The 17564-nt window shown below is 62.7% G+C and carries 16 protein-coding genes; 4 read left to right on the top strand and 12 right to left on the bottom strand.

Features of this window, described 5'->3' with window-relative positions; translation table 11 throughout:
- Positions 1-3 precede the first annotated feature (3 nt).
- The gene (locus tag BMF35_RS06750) at positions 4-1428 is read left to right on the top strand and encodes a DUF1501 domain-containing protein (protein WP_047007430.1); all 1425 of its coding nucleotides are present in this window, start codon (positions 4-6) and stop codon (positions 1426-1428) included.
- Positions 1429-1483: 55 nt separating this feature from the next.
- Complete coding sequence (locus BMF35_RS06745) at positions 1484-2446, top strand: inorganic phosphate transporter (protein WP_052766108.1); 963 nt, start codon at positions 1484-1486, stop codon at positions 2444-2446.
- Here BMF35_RS06745 and BMF35_RS06740 read toward each other — a convergent pair.
- From BMF35_RS06740 to BMF35_RS06730, 3 genes are all read right to left on the bottom strand, one after another.
- A complete protein-coding gene (locus BMF35_RS06740) occupies positions 2443-3555 on the bottom strand; it encodes an ATP phosphoribosyltransferase regulatory subunit (protein WP_047007428.1) in 1113 nt (370 codons plus the stop codon). The two genes, BMF35_RS06745 and BMF35_RS06740, sit on opposite strands and share 4 nt — an antisense overlap.
- A 133-nt stretch (positions 3556-3688) precedes the next feature.
- Positions 3689-5284 (bottom strand): phosphoglycerate dehydrogenase, encoded by a 1596-nt coding sequence (gene serA / locus BMF35_RS06735; protein WP_047007708.1) that lies wholly within the window; start codon positions 5282-5284, stop codon positions 3689-3691.
- Between the two features lie 110 nt (positions 5285-5394).
- Positions 5395-6555 carry a phosphoserine transaminase gene (locus tag BMF35_RS06730; protein WP_047007427.1) on the bottom strand — a complete coding sequence of 387 codons (1161 nt, stop codon included), beginning with the start codon at positions 6553-6555 and terminating at the stop codon, positions 5395-5397.
- A 212-nt stretch (positions 6556-6767) separates the two neighbouring features.
- Here BMF35_RS06730 and BMF35_RS06725 point away from each other — a divergent pair, with 212 nt between their 5' ends.
- Positions 6768-7508 (top strand): extensin-like domain-containing protein, encoded by a 741-nt coding sequence (locus BMF35_RS06725; RefSeq protein ID WP_047007426.1) that lies wholly within the window; start codon positions 6768-6770, stop codon positions 7506-7508.
- A gap of 24 nt (positions 7509-7532) precedes the next feature.
- Here BMF35_RS06725 and BMF35_RS06720 read toward each other — a convergent pair whose 3' ends face one another.
- The 9 genes from BMF35_RS06720 to BMF35_RS06680 all read right to left on the bottom strand — a co-directional run bounded on the left by BMF35_RS06720 (position 7533) and on the right by BMF35_RS06680 (position 15237).
- Positions 7533-8231: a response regulator transcription factor gene (locus tag BMF35_RS06720; protein ID WP_047007425.1), complete on the bottom strand. Its 699-nt coding sequence runs from the start codon at positions 8229-8231 to the stop codon at positions 7533-7535.
- Between the two features lie 160 nt (positions 8232-8391).
- Complete coding sequence (locus BMF35_RS06715; RefSeq protein ID WP_047007424.1) at positions 8392-9147, bottom strand: proteasome-type protease; 756 nt, start codon at positions 9145-9147, stop codon at positions 8392-8394.
- Complete coding sequence (locus tag BMF35_RS06710; protein WP_047007423.1) at positions 9144-9968, bottom strand: transglutaminase family protein; 825 nt, start codon at positions 9966-9968, stop codon at positions 9144-9146. The genes BMF35_RS06715 and BMF35_RS06710 overlap by 4 nt, the downstream gene beginning before the upstream one ends.
- Positions 9969-9982: 14 nt before the next feature.
- On the bottom strand, positions 9983-10927 hold the full coding sequence (locus BMF35_RS06705; protein WP_047007422.1) for an alpha-E domain-containing protein: 945 nt from the start codon (positions 10925-10927) through the stop codon (positions 9983-9985).
- Between the two features lie 18 nt (positions 10928-10945).
- Complete coding sequence (locus BMF35_RS06700) at positions 10946-12343, bottom strand: circularly permuted type 2 ATP-grasp protein (protein ID WP_173426199.1); 1398 nt, start codon at positions 12341-12343, stop codon at positions 10946-10948.
- 118 nt (positions 12344-12461) lie between these two features.
- A complete protein-coding gene (locus BMF35_RS06695; protein WP_047007420.1) occupies positions 12462-13253 on the bottom strand; it encodes an esterase/lipase family protein in 792 nt (263 codons plus the stop codon).
- Between the two features lie 97 nt (positions 13254-13350).
- The gene (locus BMF35_RS06690; protein ID WP_047007419.1) at positions 13351-13995 is read right to left on the bottom strand and encodes a DUF3617 domain-containing protein; all 645 of its coding nucleotides are present in this window, start codon (positions 13993-13995) and stop codon (positions 13351-13353) included.
- A gap of 21 nt (positions 13996-14016) precedes the next feature.
- Entirely contained in the window at positions 14017-14553 is a 537-nt protein-coding gene (locus BMF35_RS06685; protein ID WP_047007418.1) for a DUF3617 domain-containing protein, read from the bottom strand.
- A gap of 150 nt (positions 14554-14703) precedes the next feature.
- Complete coding sequence (locus BMF35_RS06680) at positions 14704-15237, bottom strand: DUF3617 domain-containing protein (RefSeq protein ID WP_047007417.1); 534 nt, start codon at positions 15235-15237, stop codon at positions 14704-14706.
- Positions 15238-15326: 89 nt separating this feature from the next.
- Here BMF35_RS06680 and uvrB point away from each other — a divergent pair, with 89 nt between their 5' ends.
- Complete coding sequence (gene uvrB / locus BMF35_RS06675) at positions 15327-17513, top strand: excinuclease ABC subunit UvrB (RefSeq protein ID WP_047007707.1); 2187 nt, start codon at positions 15327-15329, stop codon at positions 17511-17513.
- Positions 17514-17564: the final 51 nt, after the last annotated feature.

Here is a 17564-nt window from a genome sequence, read left to right as displayed (position 1 = left end):
ACGATGTTCATCGGAAAAAGCCACGAACTTTCCCGCCGCGCCTTCATGCGCCGCACCAGCCAGCTGGCCGTGGCGGGCGCCGCATCCAGCTATGCCCTTGGCCTGGCAGGCATGGGCGAAGCTGCCGCCTTCAGCTCTGCGGGCGGATACAAGGCGCTGGTCTGCGTATTCCTGTATGGCGGTAACGACCATGCCAACACGGTGATCCCATACGATGCGACCAATTACGGGCGTTACCAGGCCATTCGCGGCACGCCGGGGGGCGGCGGCATCGCCCTGCCCCGCGCCAGCCTTGCGGGCACCGTGCTGAACCCTGCGGGCGGCCAGACGCTGACCGACGACATGACGCTGGCCCTCGCGCCGACCATGCCGAAAATGGCACAGCGCTTTGGCCAGGGCCGCATGGCTCCGCTGCTGAATGTCGGCCCGCTGATCGTGCCGCTGACCAAGGCGCAATATGACAGCAACAGCAATGCAAGCTATCCGCGTCCGCCCAAGCTGTTCAGCCACAACGACCAGCAGAGCACATGGCAGAGCTCGCAGCCCGAAGGATCGACCACGGGCTGGGGCGGTCGCATGGGCGATCTGGCGCAGAGCGGAAACACCAATGCGATGTTCACCGCGATCAACGCATCGGGCAACGCCGTCTTCCTTTCGGGTGAAAACGCCGTGCCCTACCAGCTGGCGGGCAGCGGCGCGGTGACGATGAAATCGCTGACCAACCGCGTATACGGCGCCAGCGACCTGGGCGACACGGTGCGCCAGCTGACGACGACGCATCACGGCCATGTGTTGCAGGCCGACTATGCCACCACCACAGCGCGCTCCGTCACCTATGCGGGCTTTGTCAACGATGCGCTCGCGACGGCCAATCTCTCGACCGACTTCGGCAGCGGCAACTCGCTTGCATCCCAGCTGAACCTCGTCGCCCGGTTGATCGCCGCGCGCGGATCGCTGGGGGTGAAGCGGCAGGTCTTCCTCGTCGGCATGGGCGGGTTCGACCACCATGACGGCCTGATCGGATCGCATGAAGCGCTGCTAGGTAAGGTGGATAGCGCGATGGACGCCTTCTACCGCGCGACCGTGGAAATGGGCGTTTCCGAGCAGGTGACGACCTTCACCGCATCCGATTTCGGCCGCACGCTCGCCAGCAATGGCGACGGGTCCGACCATGGCTGGGGCAGCCATCACTTCGTGATGGGCGGCGCGGTCAATGGCGGGCGCTTCTACGGCAGGGCGCCGGAAATCAGCGTCGAAGGCAATGACCAGGTCGGCCGCGGCCGCCTGCTGCCGACCGTATCGGTGGACGAATATTCGGCAACGCTGGCCAAATGGTTCGGCGTGTCTGGCAGCGAAATGCCCAGCATCGCGCCCAATATCGGCCGGTTCGCGAGCCCCGACCTCGGCTTCATGAAAAACGCAGTGTAACCCGCTGCTTACCGGAGACGAATGAACTCCCGACCATCAGGGGGAGTCTGTTCCGATCACCATCGTTCTGCTGCTCGGCTTCGCCGCGCTGTTCCTTGCGTTCAGCAACGGCGCCAATGATAATTTCAAGGGCTTCGCCACGATCTGGGGTGCCGATGCCCTGCCCTATCGCCGTGCGCTGATCCTGGCGACTGTTGCTACTGTCCTTGGCGGGCTGGCTTCGGTCGTGCTTGCCGAAGGTCTTGCCTCGCAGTTCTCCGGAAAGGGTTTGGTAGGCGACGACCTGGCAAGCCAGCCGCGCTTCGCACTCGCCGTGGCGACCGGCGCGGCGGCAACCGTCATCCTCGCTACGCGCCTTGGCTTCCCGATCTCGACCACCCATGCGCTGGTCGGCGGGCTGGTGGGGGCGGGCGTCGCGCTGAGTGAGGAGAGCATCGACCTTGCCAATCTCGGCAGCGGCTTCGTCACGCCTTTATTGGTGAGCCCGTTCATGTCTGCCGGGCTCGGTGTGTCGTTTTACGCACTCTTTCGGTTCTTCAAGCGCCGCCATCCGGGCGATATACCTGCGGAAACGCCACTAGCCCGCGGAATGCACCTGCTTTCTGCCAGCAGTATTTGCTTCGCCCGCGGTGTGAACGATGCGCCGAAACTTGCTGCACTGCTGATCGGCACGCAATTGCTCGACGGGGCGCAGGCGGCGCTCGGCGTGACCGTGGCGATGGGGATTGGCGGCTGGCTGCTATCGCGCCGTGTGGCCGAGACGATGAGCTACAAGATCAATCGCCTCGATCACGTACAGGGGATCACCGCCAATCTGGTCACGGCCGCATTGGTGCTGGGCGCCAGCCGGATCGGTCTGCCGGTATCGACGACGCATGTTTCCGTAGGCTCGATTATCGGGACAGGCGCGGGCGCTGGAACGCTCGACAAACAGGTGGTCGCGAGCGTTCTGGGAAGCTGGGTCCTGACCCTGCCGATTTCGGCGGCCATCGCCCTGGTTATTGGCTTGATGCTCTAGGCGGAGCGGATAGCGCCGCCATCAAGCCGGTGGCTGCATCCCATGCCTGCCGCATCGTCGGCATCGGTCAGCGCGGCGACGGTGCGCCAGCCTTCGCTGCGCGCCTCGGCGGCGGCATCGCGGTCGTGCCCCAATGGGAGGAACAGGCGCTTGCCGGTGTCTTCGTGCCCTTTCACCGCCTCAATCAGGTTTTCAGGGTAAAGCGAGAAACCCGTTGCCGCTTCATCGGTCCCGGCGATGCAATAGGTGCCGCCGCGCCCCATCGCGCCGCGCACATTCTCGGCATAGAGCGTGAAACCGAACCAACTCTGATATTCGAAGCCGTGCCGCTCGCTGGGATCGAGCGTAATGCGCGCCTTGTCACCGATGCGCGCGGCAATGTCGCGAAGCCCGGCGATACGGGTTTCCAGCACGCCGGAGGTGTCGAGCGCTTCCAGTTTCGTGGCGGCGTCCTCGAATGCGCCGGTGGCATGGATCAGCGGGAGGTAATCGCGTCCGCCCGCCTCGACCAGCCCGCCTGCATCCTTTGTATCGAGCTCGCGCCGCACATTCTCGCGCTGCGCATCGTCCAGCGGCAGCGGACCGTCGGCCAGCGTATCGACGAGATCCGGCAAGGTGAAATCGACCGAAATGCCGGTCGCGCCTGCCGCTTCCAGCGCGGCGATGGCGAGTTCCACCACCTCGCTGGCGGCGGCGACGCTGTCCGCACCAATCAGTTCGGCACCCACCTGCAATTCCTCGCGCCGTGGTTCCAGCTTGCTGCCGGTGATGCGCGCCACTTGCCCTGCATAGCACAGGCGCAGCGGGCGCGCTGCGTCGGCAAGGCCGGTCGAAGCGATCCGGCCCAGCTGCGGCGTGATGTCGGACCGGAGCGCCAGCGTCCGCAGCGATACCGGATCGACGAAGCGGAACATCTCGCGCGTGGAAACGCCGTCCATCCGCCCGGCCATGGACCGTTCGAATTCGATCAGTGGCGGGCGTACACGATCATAGCCATGGCCGCGCATCGCCTCCAGCATGGCGCGCTCGATACGCGTGGCAGCGGCGGCGGACTGCACAAGGCGGTCTTCCAGCCCCTCGGGCAGCAGGTCTTGAGTCGGGTCTGTCATCTATCTCTCTCGACCCAACATTCCGCTCACCCTGAGCCTGTCGAAGGGTCGTATTTCACTTCGCGCGCTGCGCTATAAGAAAAAGCAGCCCTTCGACAAGCTCAGGACGAGCGGTGGGCTATTTTTGCAATCCTCAAAACGATAGCGACCGCACCTTCCGCACGCCTTCAAGAGCGCAAACCGCATCCTGCACCGCGTCCGAGGGCTGCTGATCCAGCGTCAGCATCAGCACGGCATCGCCGCCCTTGTGCTTGTCCGGCAGGCGGCGACCCAAGTGGAAGTTGCCGATATTCACGCCCGCATCGCCCAGCGTCAGGCCGAGCCTTCCGATGAAGCCCGGCGCATCTTCATTGACGATATAGAGCATGTGTCCCTCGAGCTCTGTCTCGATGCGCGTGCCTGCAATCTCCACCAGCCGCGCCTGGTTATTGCCGAACAGACTGCCTGCCACTTCGCGGCGGCGATCGGGCGTGTTGGCGACGACGCGCAGCAGCGTGTGATAATCGCCCTCCTTCGCCGTGCGCGTTTCGCTGACTTTCAGGCCGCGTTCCTTGGCGAGGATCGGCGCATTGACCATGTTGATGGTGTCCGACCAGCTGCGCATCATGCCTGCCAGCACGGCGGCGACGATGGGCTTGAGGTTCAGCTCCGCCGCCGCGCCTTCGACTTCCACCGAAAGCGATTGCACGTCCGGCCCCTCCAGCTGCCCTACCAGCGAACCCAGCTTTTCACCAAGCGTGATATACGGCTTGAGGCGCGGTGCCTCCTCTGCGCTGAGGCTGGGCACGTTGAGCGCATTGGTCACGCCGCCATCGACGAGGTAATCAGCCATCTGCTCGGCCACCTGCAGCGCGACATTGACCTGCGCTTCGGTCGTCGAGGCGCCGAGATGCGGCGTGCAGATAAAGTTGGGCGCGTCGAATAGCGGGTTCTCTTTCGCGGGTTCTTCGAGGAACACGTCCAGCGCCGCACCTGCGACATGGCCGCTTTCCAGCGCATCCTTCAGCGCCGCCTCGTCGATCAGCCCGCCGCGCGCGCAATTGACGATGCGCACGCCGGGCTTGGCCGCCTCGATCCGCTCGCGGCTGAGGATGTTGCGCGTCTCATCAGTCAGCGGTGTGTGCAGGGTGATGAAATCGGCCCGCTCCAGCAGCGTGCCGAGGTCCACCTTCTCCACGCCCATTTCCAATGCGCGTTCGGGCGTGAGAAACGGATCGTAAGCCATCACTTTCATCTTCAGCCCCCGCGCGCGGCTGGCGACGATCGCGCCGATATTGCCCGCGCCGATGAGGCCCAGCGTCTTGCCGGTGACTTCCACGCCCATGAAATCCTTCTTCGGCCATTCGCCAGCCTTGGTGCGGGCATTGGCCTCCGGGATCTGGCGGGCGAGCGCCAGCAGCATGGAAATGGCGTGCTCCGCCGTGGTGATGGAATTGCCGAAAGGCGTATTCATCACCACCACGCCCTTGGCACTGGCGGCGGGGATATCGACATTGTCGACGCCGATGCCGGCACGGCCGATGACTTTCAGATTGTCCGCTGCGTCGAGGATATCCTTCGTCACCTTTGTGGAGGAGCGGATGGCAAGGCCATCATATTCGCCGATGCGGGCTTTTAGTTCTTCGGGCGTCTCGCCGGTGATGACATCGACCTCGCAGCCGCGCTCCTCGAAAATGCGCGCGGCGTTGGGGTCCATCTTGTCGGAGATGAGAACTTTGGGTTTGGTCATGATGAAATACCTTGGTTGGCCCACCCCGTTCGTGCTGAGCATGTCGAAGCACGAATTGGCGAGGCGGTGCAGTTTCGTCCTTCGACAGGCTCAGAACGAACGGAAACGGATTACAGATTGCCCGCCTGGAGCTCGGCAAAGGCCCACTCGATCCACGGCAGCAGGCGGCGGATGTCTTCGGCTTCCACCGATCCACCGCACCAGATGCGCAAAGATGGCGGGGCGTCGCGATAGCCGTTGAAGTCGTAGCCGACGTGCAGCTCTTCCAGCTTGGCGGCGATTGTCTTGGGCACATTTGCCTTGCCCTCGTCGGACAGGCTTTCATACCAATCGCCCTGGAACAGCATGCACACGCCGGTATTGGTCTGCTGCGCCGGGTCCGAAGCCATGTTGCGCAGCCAGGGCGTCGCCTCGATCCAGTTTTTGACGATTGCGGCATTGGTATCGGCTCGCGCGATCATGGCGGACAGGCCGCCGATCGACTTCGCCCACTCCAACGACCAGATGTAATCTTCGACTGCCAGCATCGAAGGCGTGTTGATCGTCGCCCCTTCGAAGATGGCGCGGTTCAGCTTGTCGCCCTTTTTCAGGCGGAACAGCTTGGGCAGCGGCCATGCGGGATCGTAGCTTTCGATCCGCGCCACGGCCTTGGGGCTGAGGATCAGCATGCCGTGCTGCGCTTCGGACCCCATGATCTTCTGCCAGCTGAAGGTGGTGGCATCGAGCTTGGGCCAATCCATCTCCTGCGCGAAGACGGCGCTGGTCGCATCGTTGATGGTGATGCCCTTGCGGTCCGGAGCCAGCCAATCCGTATCGGCGATGCGTGCGCCCGAGGTCGTGCCGTTCCAGGTAAACACCACATCATGATCCTGCGGGATCTGCGACAGGTCGGGGATTTCGCCGTAATCGGCGGTCAGCGTGGTGAGGTCGGCCAGCTTCAGCTGCTTGACCGCATCCTGTATCCACACATTGCCGAAGCTCTCCCACGCGGCGACCGTGGCAGGGCCTGCGCCCAGCATGGTCCACATCGCGCATTCCAGCGCGCCCGTATCGGAGCCGGGCATGATGCCGACGAGGTAATCGTCCGGCACGCCCAGCAATTCGCGCGTCAGGTCGATGGCGTGTTTCAGCCGCGCCTTGCCAAGCTTGCTCCGATGCGATCGCCCGAGGCTTTCGGTCTGTAGTTTGGAAGCATCCCACCCCGGCGGCTTGGCCGTGGGTCCGGACGAGAAGAAAGGACGCTGAGGCTTCAGCGCCGGTTGGTCAGTCATGTATTCTCTCCTTGCAGAGAGCACGCGCGGCGTTGGGACCGCGTGGCCCGTCGGCGGAAGTAAATTGTGCAGCGCACAAGTCAAAGGAAATTGCGGTTTCTTTCGTTACCGGATTGACGGGCCAGCGCCGTGCCGGTTCCAAATCTCTTTCGCGCGTGTTAACCATGACCTTGCGGCAGGGGTTAACCACATGTGGGGCATGGGGAGTAACCATGAACCGTATGCTCCTGATCTCGCTGGGTGCGCCGCTCTTTTCGCTGGCGCTGACAGGCTGCCAGCTGGTGCCGCAGGCTTCCGGCCCGCGCTATTCCGCCAGTGCAAGCGCCGATATTCCGGCGCGCGCCACCTCCCGCCCGGTGGCTCGCCCGACAGCGCAGCGCTTACCAGCGCCCCGCCCTGCTCTTGCGACTGCCGGTGGGCAATGCATGGCGCAGCTGGACCAAGCGGGCGTGACTTTCGATGCAGTGGCCAATCAGGATTTCGGCAGCGGCTGCAGCACGCTGGGTACCGTGCAGATGCATGCGCTCAGCAGTGACAATGGTATGCTGGGCGTTGCCAATCTGGGGCCGGTTACCTGCCCCGTCAGCGCGGCGTTCGCGGCGTGGGCGCGTTTCGGCGTGGACCGCGCAGCGCAGCAGATCTTCGGACAGGGCGTCGCCAGTATCGAGACGATGGGCAGCTATGCCTGCCGCAATGTGGCAGGCAGCAATCGCCGATCGGGCCATGCCAGCGCCAATGCCATCGATGTCGCAGGCTTCGTGCTGGAGGACGGCACGCGCATCACGGTGACCGATGGCTGGAACGGCAACGCGCGGGAACGCCAGTTCCTGCGGACGGTGCAACGCAGCGCCTGCCGCCGCTTCGGAACCGTGCTGGGGCCGGAATACAATGCCGCGCACGAGGATCACTTTCACCTCGAAGGCGTGATCGACGGCACATCCTATTGCCGCTGAGCCAAGGCCGTCGTCCCTTCGCCGTTAACCGGCGAGCTTAGGGATTATCAACTCCTGGATCAGCATGGCGTCCGCGCCGGACGCTTCAGGCTTTTTTACCCGGCCTTCGCGGGTCGCCTCCTCATAACCGGCTTCCAGCCGCAGCCGCACGGCCTCTGCCGCGTGGCCTGCGCCCAGCTTGTCCATCATGTTGGCGCGGTGGATTTCCACCGTGCGCGGGCTGATTTCCAGATTGCGGGCGATGGCCTTGTTGGAGCAGCCCTCGCTCAGCCAGTCGAGCACTTCGCGCTCGCGCTTCGATAATGCGCCGATGCGTTTGCGCGCATCGATCAGCCGGCGGCGTGCCTCGGCGTGGCGACCGGCATCGGTGTGGACGTGGGCAATCATGCGCCGCAACTCGTCTTCACTCAGCGGCAATTGCAGGTAATCGAGCGCGCCCGCCTGGATCGCTTCGACCACTTCCTCGACTGTTGGTTCGACCTTGGCGGCCACCAGCGGCACCCAGATGCCCGCATCGGCCAGCTCTTCCAGCAGATCCTCGATCCCGTCATCCAGCACATCGTTCGATGCGATGATGACGCCGGAGCGCGGTGGGCGGTCCATCAGCTCGACAAGGTCCGAATACACTTCCGCATGGTGGCCCATGGAAAGGATTAGGCGGGATTGCTCTGCCCGGGAGCGGCTGTTGCCGCCGACGATGTGGATCGAGATACGCTGTTCCATGGCACTGATCTTGCGCAGGAAACACGATCAGAAACATTCCGTATTACCACGGATTTGCACCTATAAGTAAGGCTACTAGGGTGCCTCGCCACGCCGTATTAAGGACGGGCGGATTTATCTCCGAAATGGAGCTGTTAACCCCGTTCCTTGACCCAGAAATCTATTCGGCGGCGTCTTCGGATTCGAAAGTGTAGCTGGGCAGCGAGTGGAACGCGCTGCGCAATTCCCGCCCCCAGCCATCGCTGATCGCACTGAAATAGGGGTCTGTCGCTTCGATGCGGCGTTCATGCGCAGGGGCGAAACCGTCACGGTCGATCACCATCAGGTCTAGCGGCAGGCCGACCGAAAGGTTCGCCTTGAGCGTGGAATCGAAGCTGACCATCAGCAATTTCACCGCGTCCTCGAAGCTCATGTCGCGGTCGTAGCCGCGGATCAGGATGGGGCGGCCATACTTCGTCTCGCCGATCTGGAAGAAGGGCGTGTCGTAGCTCGCTTCGATGAAATTGCCTTCGGGATAGACCATGAAGAGGCGCGGTTCCATGCCGCGGATCTGGCCTGCGAGGATGATGGATGCGGTGAAACGCCCCTTGCCGCGCACGCCGTTGCTCTCTTGCGTTTCGCGGATAGTCTCGCGCAGAAGCTTGCCCGTTTCGCTGGCCACCTGGAACATCGTAGGCAATTCCATCAGCGAATTGCTGCGTTCCGACGGTGCCTTGGTGCGTTCTTCCAGCCGGCTGATCACGGCCTGCGTCGTAGCAAGATTGCCCGCCGTCACCAGCGTGATGATCCGTTCGCCCGGTACGCTCCACGTGAACATCTTGCGGAACACGGAGATGTTATCGACACCGGAATTGGTGCGCGTATCGCTCATCAGGACAAGGCCTTTTTCGAGCATGAGGCCGACACAATAGGTCATTGTTGCTGCTGTTCTTCCATTTGCTGTTCTACGGCGACATCGACGGTCAAGTCTTCGGTCACGGCCCCGAAACTGATGCCGGTTATCGGAGCTGCATCGGTGTAATCGCGCCCTGTTGCCACGCGCACATAGCGCGGATCGGGGCTGATGCCGTTGGAGATGTCGAAACCGACCCAGCCCAACCCCTGCACCCATGCCTCCGCCCAGGCGTGGGTCGCTTCCTGATCGATGCGGTCGTTCATCATCAGATAGCCTGAGACATAGCGTGCCGGAATTTCCAGCATCCGGGCAGCGGCAATAAAGATATGCGCGTGGTCCTGGCAGACCCCCTGCCCTTCCGCTGCCGCTTCTTCGCCGGTCGTCGTTACAACAGTTACGCCGGTGCCATAGGTGACGCGATCGCGGATAGCGGCCGAGAGATTGTGCAGGGTTTGCACCATGCCGCCCTCGCTGCGCTCAACATCGGCGATGATGGAGCGGATGGCCGGGCCGGGCTTGGTCAGCGGCGTGCGGCCGAGAAAGGCCCAGAGCGGCAAGTGCCCGGCATGCTGGCCGATCACGCCGGCGTTATCTTCTGTATCGACATGGCCCGCGCAGCTCACGACCACCTGCTGCGTGCCGGGATCGACGGCTACGAGCGACACGTGATTGAAGTTCTGGTCGTCATAAGAAAGCTGCTCATGCGCGCCTTCGAATTCCATGGTCCAGTCGAGAATGCGCTGGCCCTGCGTTTCCTTGGGCGTCAGGCGCAAGCGCTGGATGCCGTGGGCAACCGGTTCTGCAAAGCGATAGCGGGTGGTGTGGCGGATCGAGAGGCGCATGGTCTATTCTCCCATCAGCCCAGAAAACGATAATCGTCGGCAATGGCGCTGGCCAGTTGCTGGTTGCCGCTGAGAAATTCCTGGATGAACTGGTGCAGGCCCTGGTCGAAAATATCGTCCACGCTTTTGCCCGTCAGCCGCATGTCCAGCTCCCGCATGCATTCATGCGCGCTGCCTTCGAAACCGTGGATCTGCGCCAGCTCGCCCATCTGTTCGCGCATCGCGGAATAGCAGAAGACGAGGCTGCGCGGAAAACGGTCATCCAGGATTAGGAAATCGGCGATGGAGCGGGCATCCATCCGGCCGGAATTGAGCCAGCGATAGGCGCGCTCTGCCGACAGCGAGCGCAGCACATTGTCCCACTGCCCGGTATCCAGCGGCGTGCCGACATAGGATAGCGACGGCAGCAGCAGGTAATACTTCACATCGAGGATACGCGCGGTGTTGTCCGCCCGTTCGAGGAAGGTGCCGAGCCGCGCGAAGCTGTAGGTCTCGTTGCGCAGCATGGAGCCATGCGTCGCCCCGCGCGCCAGCGTGCTTTCGCGGCGGACGGCGGCCAGCACCACGCCCAAGCTGCCATCGCTGACAGGGCTTGCCAGCATGTCGCGCATGGTCATCCACCCTTCATTCACCGCTTCCCAAACCTCTGCCGTGATGGCGGATCGGCAGGCCCGCGCATTGGTGCGCGCGCGTTCTGCCATGGAAAAGACGCTTTCGGGATTGTCCTTCGATCGCAGCACGAAGTCGCACACATGCGCGCCTTCGTAATCGTCATATTGCGCTTCATAGGCCTGCCGCAGGCCGAGCGTCGTCAGAACCGATTTCCATTCGGCATCGGCCAGATCCTGCCCGCGCGTAAGCGCCATGCGCTGCCCCGCTGCAAGCAGGCGGGCGGTATTCTCCGCACGCTCCAGATAGCGATACATCCAGAAGATGCCGTGAGCGACGCGGCCCAACATGGCGAAAGCTCCACTCATCTAATCGTCCAGCACCCAGCTATCCTTGGTGCCGCCACCCTGACTGGAATTGACGACGAGCGAGCCTTTTTTCAGCGCCACGCGGGTGAGGCCGCCGGGCGTGATATCGACGCCTTGCGGCGAGCACAGCACAAAGGGGCGAAGGTCCACATGGCGCGGCGCGAGGCCCTGCTTGGTGTAGATTGGGCAGGAGGAGAGCGACAGGGTAGGCTGGGCGATATAATTGTCGGGATCGTCCTTCAGCTTGGCGCGGAAGGTCTCGATTTCCTTCTTCGACGAAGTGGGGCCGATCAGCATGCCGTAGCCGCCCGATCCGTGCACCTCCTTCACGACGAGTTCGGCAAGATTGTCGAGCACATATTTCAAACTATCCGGATCGGAACAGCGCCACGTATCGACATTGGGCAGCAGGGGCCGCTCACCGGTATAGAATTGCACGATCTCCGGCATGAAGGAATAGATCGCCTTGTCGTCTGCCACGCCGGTGCCGGGCGCATTGGCGATGGTGATGCCGCCTGCCCGGTACACGTCCATGATGCCGGGCACGCCCAGCATGCTGGACGGGTTGAACGTCAGCGGGTCGAGATATTCATCATCGACGCGGCGATACAGCACATCCACTTGGGTGAAGCCCGTGGTGGTGCGCATCTGTACCTTGCCATCGACTACGCGAAGGTCGCTGCCTTCCACCAGCTCTGCGCCCATCTGGTCGGCGAGGAAGGCATGCTCGTAATAAGCGGAATTGTAGATGCCCGGCGTCAGCACGGCGATATTGGGATTGGCTCCGGCCCCCGGCGGTGCGCAGGCAGCAAGGCTTTTCGCCAAGCGCCGCGGATAGTCCGAAACCTCGCGCACCTTCACCTTGCTGAACAGCTCGGGGAACATGGCCATCATCGTTTCGCGGTTCTCCAGCATGTAGGAGACGCCGCTGGGCGTGCGGGCATTATCTTCCAGCACCAGGAAATCGTCAGGCCCGGTACGCACCAGATCAATGCCGGTGATATGTGTGTAGACGCCGCCCGGCGGGGTGAAGCCGACCATTTGCGGCAGCCATGCGGTATTGTTGCGAAACAGGCGTTCTGGCAGGCGGCCGGAACGGATGATTTCCTGCCGGTGATAGAGATCGTGCATAAAGGCATTGAGCGCCCGCACGCGCTGCTCAATGCCTTTCGAGAGACGTCGCCATTCTGCCCCGGTAATGATGCGCGGCACCATGTCGAAGGGGATCAGCCGCTCCTCGGCATCGTCCTCCCCATAGACGTTGAAAGTGATACCGGTGCGGCGGAAAAAGCCCTCCGCCTCAAAATCCTTGCGCTTCAGCCAAGAGGCGTTCTGCTGGCCGAACCATTCATTATAGCCGCGATAGGCATCGCGCACCGAACCATCGGGGGCATACATCTCATTGAAGTTGGCCTGCTCGGAAGCGGTCACGCAAGTCCCCTGATGCGCTGGATGGGTTCAGCTGATGCCACGCCGCTGCAAAGCGGATGCGGCCCGTCGAATTAACAAGCGTTGATCAGCGCTTGAGTTCCGCATCAAGCGCCAGAATGACCTCGGGCGAGTTGCAAAAGCCCATATGCGTGCAGCGCAAGGCTACTGCGCGGTCGCGCTCTCCCGGCAGGCCGCAGGCGCTGCGGCGCGAAATAGCACCGTCGCGCGGGCTCCAGAAAGCCACCGTTTCCACCGGCGGTTTTTCCGGCAGGTTCGCCTCGACGGGCGGATTGTCCACCCGGTGGCCGGTGATCGCCTGATAGATGCGCCACAGATTGTTGGAATAGGGCGTGTGGCTGAAAGGCGTGCCCATGGTCACCACCTTTTCCACGCAGTCGGGATGTCGCTTGGCGACCTCGCGCGCAAAAATGCCGCCGAGGCTCCAGCCGATCAGCACTACCTCCTTGCCGTAGCGCGCTTTCACATCGCAAACGCGCTTTGCCACAATGTCGAAATTCTCCGGCGTCGGCCCGAAATTATAGCCATAGCCCCATTTTTTGACCTTGTGGCCGGCGCGCTCCAACTGCTCCGCCATATAGCGCATGCGCCAGGGGTGGGTGGCGAAGCCGGGCAGCAGGATCACGACCTTCGGGGCGTCCGCAGGCGCGATATCCAGCGGCGCGCGGAACTTGCGCTTGATGGGTTCGAGAAAGTTCAGGACTTCTGCCGGGAACAGCCGCAGGGGCGGCTTGTGCGCTTCGGGAGGCTCCTCGCCTTGCAACAGCTCCAACCGACGGGAAATTTGCGCACCCAGCCCGCTGCCGCTCGCAGCATCAGCGCCATCGACGGGCGTGCGTGAAGTTGGCTGGCTATCCATGCTGTCGATCGTTCAATCCTGGCGATTGTAACAAAACCGCCTTGTGCGCAGGTGAACGAGCCGGCGAAGCTATGTTTCCGAAGCCTCGCTTAGCGCATCAGTCGCAATCGCCGGTTCGGTTGGACGCGATCCGCATCTTGAGGGAAACCGGCCCCGTATCGTCCGGGTTCATATCAACCTGCACATCCATACGGGCGCGGTCGTCGTACACATCACCATCTATCGCAAGTGTGATTTCGGTTCCGTCGTCTTCCGTGCATTGCAGGACATGGGTGAAGCTGTTTCCGTCAACCGTCGTCTCAAGGGCGCTGCAATCGTCGTCGCTCAAATCACCGAGCCATCTTTCGCTGCGCTGCGAGCCGGGAGCGACACAATATGTTTCGGTTTCAGCAAAATTTTCAGCCAGCATTTCCGGCGTGGTCAGCGCAGCAGCGAGAGAATTGTCGGACAAATCGACATCGACCAGAGAGATCTTCATTTTGTAGCGGCCGGGTATCGGCGTCACGTTCATGAAGTCCGGCCAGGGATATGGTTCGTTGGAAGACAGCTCTCCGTCAGCCACCGAGCCGCTGCGCTCGTTCGCAGCTACATCGCTCTCGTCGGTTTCCATCTCGCCCACAGCCCCGGCGATCCGCTCTTCCGCAGCACGGACGTCATCGGGATCAGCGTCCTGCCATGCGGCAGCAGCGGGCGTGATGGCGAGTAAGGCAGCAATGCCGCCTGCTAGAATGTCTTTGTTCATAAGCGCCAGCTTTAGCGGTGCTTATGAACAATCTCCAGTGCGTCGTGCCGAAATGCGCGCGGTGACATCGGCATCGCCGATACCTTCGATGGGCTGGGAGAACTGCATTTCCAGATCGGCGCTGGTCTCTTCCATCGTGCCCGCCAGCGTAATGCGCCCTTGGGGCCCGTCTTCGGCGTCGCACGTCATGGCGAGGTCGAGGTCGTTACCCTCTGCCGTGATGCGGGTGATGTCGCAGCTATTGTCGGTCATGGCGGAGATCAGGCTTTCCCGGTCCATCGCCTCGGTCGCGCAGAAGCTCGCCTGATTGGCGGCGCCTTCTTCGAAAGCTGCCTGCAAGGCTTCCATGTCGATGCTCGAAGCAGTCGGCATCTCGAACGATACCAGCTCCATGCTGGTCGTATATTCGCCCGGCTGCAACATGGTGCCGTTGTCGTTCATCGCCGCGCCCACTTCCTCGGCGGACAGCGCCTCGTCGGTCAGTTCCTCGTCGGCATTGTTGCCGCAGGCTGCCAGCGCAAAGGCCGCTGCAAGCGAAAGGCTGTGGATCAGGCGCATCGAATTTCCCCGTATCAATGGCAGGCGGCAATACCCGCCAGTGTTATGCCACCAGCGGATACCAGCGGGCCTTTGTCCTGCCAATCGGGAGGGGAGAAGCGCCTCGGCCCCGTCCCATTTCGGGCCAGAGCGAGGCGCTTGCCATCAGGCTCAACAGTCGCCCACGCGCTCCTGCGTCATGTTCAGCGTCATGTCGAAGCCCTGGCCTTCGGCGGTCATATCCATCGCCAGCGTGATGTTCTGCGAGGTTTCCGTCACCGTACCGTCGAACTCCATCGTGCCCGATGTGCCGTTGGTGTCGTTGCACTGCATGGTGGCGTCGATCGTGTTGCCGCTGACCGCATAGGCGGTGTATTCGCAGCCCTCGCCCGTATTGGTCAGGCCTTCCAGCAGCTGTTGGTGCCCTTCATCGATATCGTCCTGCGACAGGCACTGCGTGCGCTCTTGCGCGAACATGCCTTCGAACATGGTGCGCATCATCTGCGCTTCCTGATCGCTCACGCCTTCCACCTGCAGATCGACGAGATCTCCGGTGATGCGATACTCACCGGCCTGCGGGGTGGGCAGGTTGGCCGTCGCCGCGGCGATCTGTTCGGGATCGCTGGGGTCTTCCACCACGCCGCTATCGCCGCATGCGGCCAGAGCGAGGGTAGAGATGGCGACGAATGCAAGCCTGGTATTCATGCGGAAAATCCCCTTCCGTTCAACGTGGCCGGGATGCTGGCGGTTTGTTGGAGCTTGAGCAAGGGCCAATCCCCTCCCATATGCCGGGCATGGCAGAATTGGTAATCAGGCGCGGGCTGGAAGAGCCGGATACGACCGGCGAGTTCACCCCGCACAAACCCGCGCGCCCGGAAAAGTCGCAAGGCGGCAGGCCGTTCAAGCTGGTTTCCGATTACGAACCGGCGGGCGACCAGCCGACTGCCATCGAAGAGCTGGTGCGCGAGGCCGAGGGCGGCGAGAAAACGCAGGTGCTGCTGGGCGTTACCGGCAGCGGCAAGACCTTCACCATGGCCAAGGTGGTGGAACAGTTGCAGCGCCCTGCCTTGGTGCTGGCGCCGAACAAGATCCTCGCCGCGCAGCTATATGGCGAGTTCAAGAGCTTCTTCCCCGAGAACGCCGTCGAATATTTCGTCAGCTACTACGACTACTACCAGCCCGAAGCCTATGTGCCGCGCTCCGACACCTATATCGAGAAGGAGTCGAGCGTAAACGAGGCCATCGACCGGATGCGCCACTCCGCCACGCGCGCCCTGCTGGAACGCGACGATGTGCTGATCGTGGCGTCGGTGTCCTGCCTCTACGGCATCGGTTCGGTCGAAACCTATTCGGCCATGATCTTCGATATCAAGAAAGGCGAGACGGTCGACCAGCGCGAGCTGATCCGCAAGCTTGTCGCGCTGCAGTACAAGCGAAACGACACAGCCTTTGCCCGGGGCAATTTCCGCGTGCGCGGCGACAATCTGGAGCTGTTTCCCAGTCACCTCGAAGACACCGCATGGCGCATCAGCTTTTTCGGCGACGAGATTGAGGAGATTGCCGAGTTCGACCCGCTGACCGGCAAGAAGGGGCAGGCGCTCGACAAGGTGCGCGTCTATGCCAATTCGCACTACGTCACCCCCGGCCCGACGATGAAACAGGCGGCCGAAGCCATCAAGTTCGAGCTGGAAGAGCGGCTGAAGGAACTGCACGAGGAAGGCCGCCTGCTCGAAGCGCAGCGGCTGGAGCAGCGCACCAATTTCGACCTCGAGATGATTGCCGCCACCGGCAGCTGCAATGGTATCGAGAACTACTCGCGCTTCCTCACAGGCCGCCTGCCCGGCGAACCGCCGCCCACCCTGTTCGAATACCTGCCCGAAAATGCCCTGCTGTTCGTCGATGAGAGCCACCAGACCATCCCGCAGATCGGCGCGATGGCGCGCGGCGACCATCGGCGCAAGCTGACGCTGGCGGAATACGGCTTCCGCCTGCCCAGCTGTATCGACAACCGCCCCCTTCGCTTCAACGAATGGGACGCCATGCGCCCGCAAACCTTTGCCGTCTCCGCCACGCCTGGCGGCTGGGAGATGGAGCAGACGGGCGGCGTGTTCGCAGAGCAAGTCATCCGCCCCACCGGCCTCATCGATCCGCCGGTCGAGATCAAGCCGGTGGAAGACCAGGTGCAGGATTGCATTGCAGAGGCCAAGGCCACTGCGGCCAATGGCTATCGCACGCTGGTGACGACGCTCACCAAGCGCATGGCCGAGGACCTTACCGAATTCATGCACGAACAGGGCGTGCGCGTGCGCTACATGCATTCCGATGTCGAGACGCTGGAGCGTATCGAGCTGATCCGCGACCTGCGCCTGGGCGTCTATGACGTGCTGATCGGCATCAACCTGCTGCGCGAAGGGCTCGACATTCCCGAATGCGGGCTCGTCGCCATTCTCGATGCCGACAAGGAAGGCTTCCTGCGCTCAGAGACATCGCTCATCCAGACAATCGGGCGCGCGGCGCGCAACGTGGATGGGCGCGTTATCCTCTATGCCGACCGGGTCACCGGCAGCATGGAACGCGCCATGGCGGAAACCGAACGCCGCCGCGAGAAGCAGCGCGCGTTCAACGAAAAGCACGGCATCACCCCCACCACGATCAAGCGCGACATTGCCGATATAGTCGCCCATTCGGCTGCCGCCGATGGCGTGACCGTGGGCACCGGTGATAACGAGGTGAACAATCTCGTCGGCCACAATCTGCGCGCATATATCGAAGACCTCGAAAAACGCATGCGCGCCGCTGCCGCAGACCTCGAATTCGAGGAAGCCGGCCGCCTGCGCGACGAAATCCGCCGCCTGGAGAAGGACGAGCTGGGCCTGCCGGACGAGGCCAAGAAAGCGCCGGTCGTGGGCCGCAGCAATGAAGGCCGCCCCGGCACGCGCAAGCTGCGATACGGCCGAACGCAGCGGAAATTCGGGAAGTAGGGAGCGCGCTCCGCTCGTCGCCAAACCCTTGACGCGACGCTATTTTCCGAC

It is taken from the genome of Aurantiacibacter gangjinensis (assembly GCF_001886695.1).
Taxonomy (GTDB): Bacteria; Pseudomonadota; Alphaproteobacteria; order Sphingomonadales; family Sphingomonadaceae; genus Alteraurantiacibacter; species Alteraurantiacibacter gangjinensis.
This window is presented reverse-complemented; position numbering and strand designations above follow the sequence as displayed.

What these genes read in the sequence shown, in the direction of transcription:
- BMF35_RS06750 (WP_047007430.1), top strand. Translation starts at nt 4, where the DNA reads ATGTTCATCGGAAAAAGCCACGAACTTTCCCGCCGCGCCTTCATGCGC.
- BMF35_RS06740 (WP_047007428.1), bottom strand. Translation starts at nt 3,555, where the DNA reads ATGACAGACCCGACTCAAGACCTGCTGCCCGAGGGGCTGGAAGACCGC.
- serA (WP_047007708.1), bottom strand. Translation starts at nt 5,284, where the DNA reads ATGACCAAACCCAAAGTTCTCATCTCCGACAAGATGGACCCCAACGCC.
- BMF35_RS06730 (WP_047007427.1), bottom strand. Translation starts at nt 6,555, where the DNA reads ATGACTGACCAACCGGCGCTGAAGCCTCAGCGTCCTTTCTTCTCGTCC.
- BMF35_RS06725 (WP_047007426.1), top strand. Translation starts at nt 6,768, where the DNA reads ATGAACCGTATGCTCCTGATCTCGCTGGGTGCGCCGCTCTTTTCGCTG.
- BMF35_RS06720 (WP_047007425.1), bottom strand. Translation starts at nt 8,231, where the DNA reads ATGGAACAGCGTATCTCGATCCACATCGTCGGCGGCAACAGCCGCTCC.
- BMF35_RS06715 (WP_047007424.1), bottom strand. Translation starts at nt 9,147, where the DNA reads ATGACCTATTGTGTCGGCCTCATGCTCGAAAAAGGCCTTGTCCTGATG.
- BMF35_RS06710 (WP_047007423.1), bottom strand. Translation starts at nt 9,968, where the DNA reads ATGCGCCTCTCGATCCGCCACACCACCCGCTATCGCTTTGCAGAACCG.
- BMF35_RS06705 (WP_047007422.1), bottom strand. Translation starts at nt 10,927, where the DNA reads ATGTTGGGCCGCGTCGCTCACGGCATCTTCTGGATGTATCGCTATCTG.
- BMF35_RS06700 (WP_173426199.1), bottom strand. Translation starts at nt 12,343, where the DNA reads ATGTATGCCCCCGATGGTTCGGTGCGCGATGCCTATCGCGGCTATAAT.
- BMF35_RS06695 (WP_047007420.1), bottom strand. Translation starts at nt 13,253, where the DNA reads ATGGATAGCCAGCCAACTTCACGCACGCCCGTCGATGGCGCTGATGCT.
- BMF35_RS06690 (WP_047007419.1), bottom strand. Translation starts at nt 13,995, where the DNA reads ATGAACAAAGACATTCTAGCAGGCGGCATTGCTGCCTTACTCGCCATC.
- BMF35_RS06685 (WP_047007418.1), bottom strand. Translation starts at nt 14,553, where the DNA reads ATGCGCCTGATCCACAGCCTTTCGCTTGCAGCGGCCTTTGCGCTGGCA.
- BMF35_RS06680 (WP_047007417.1), bottom strand. Translation starts at nt 15,237, where the DNA reads ATGAATACCAGGCTTGCATTCGTCGCCATCTCTACCCTCGCTCTGGCC.
- uvrB (WP_047007707.1), top strand. Translation starts at nt 15,327, where the DNA reads ATGGCAGAATTGGTAATCAGGCGCGGGCTGGAAGAGCCGGATACGACC.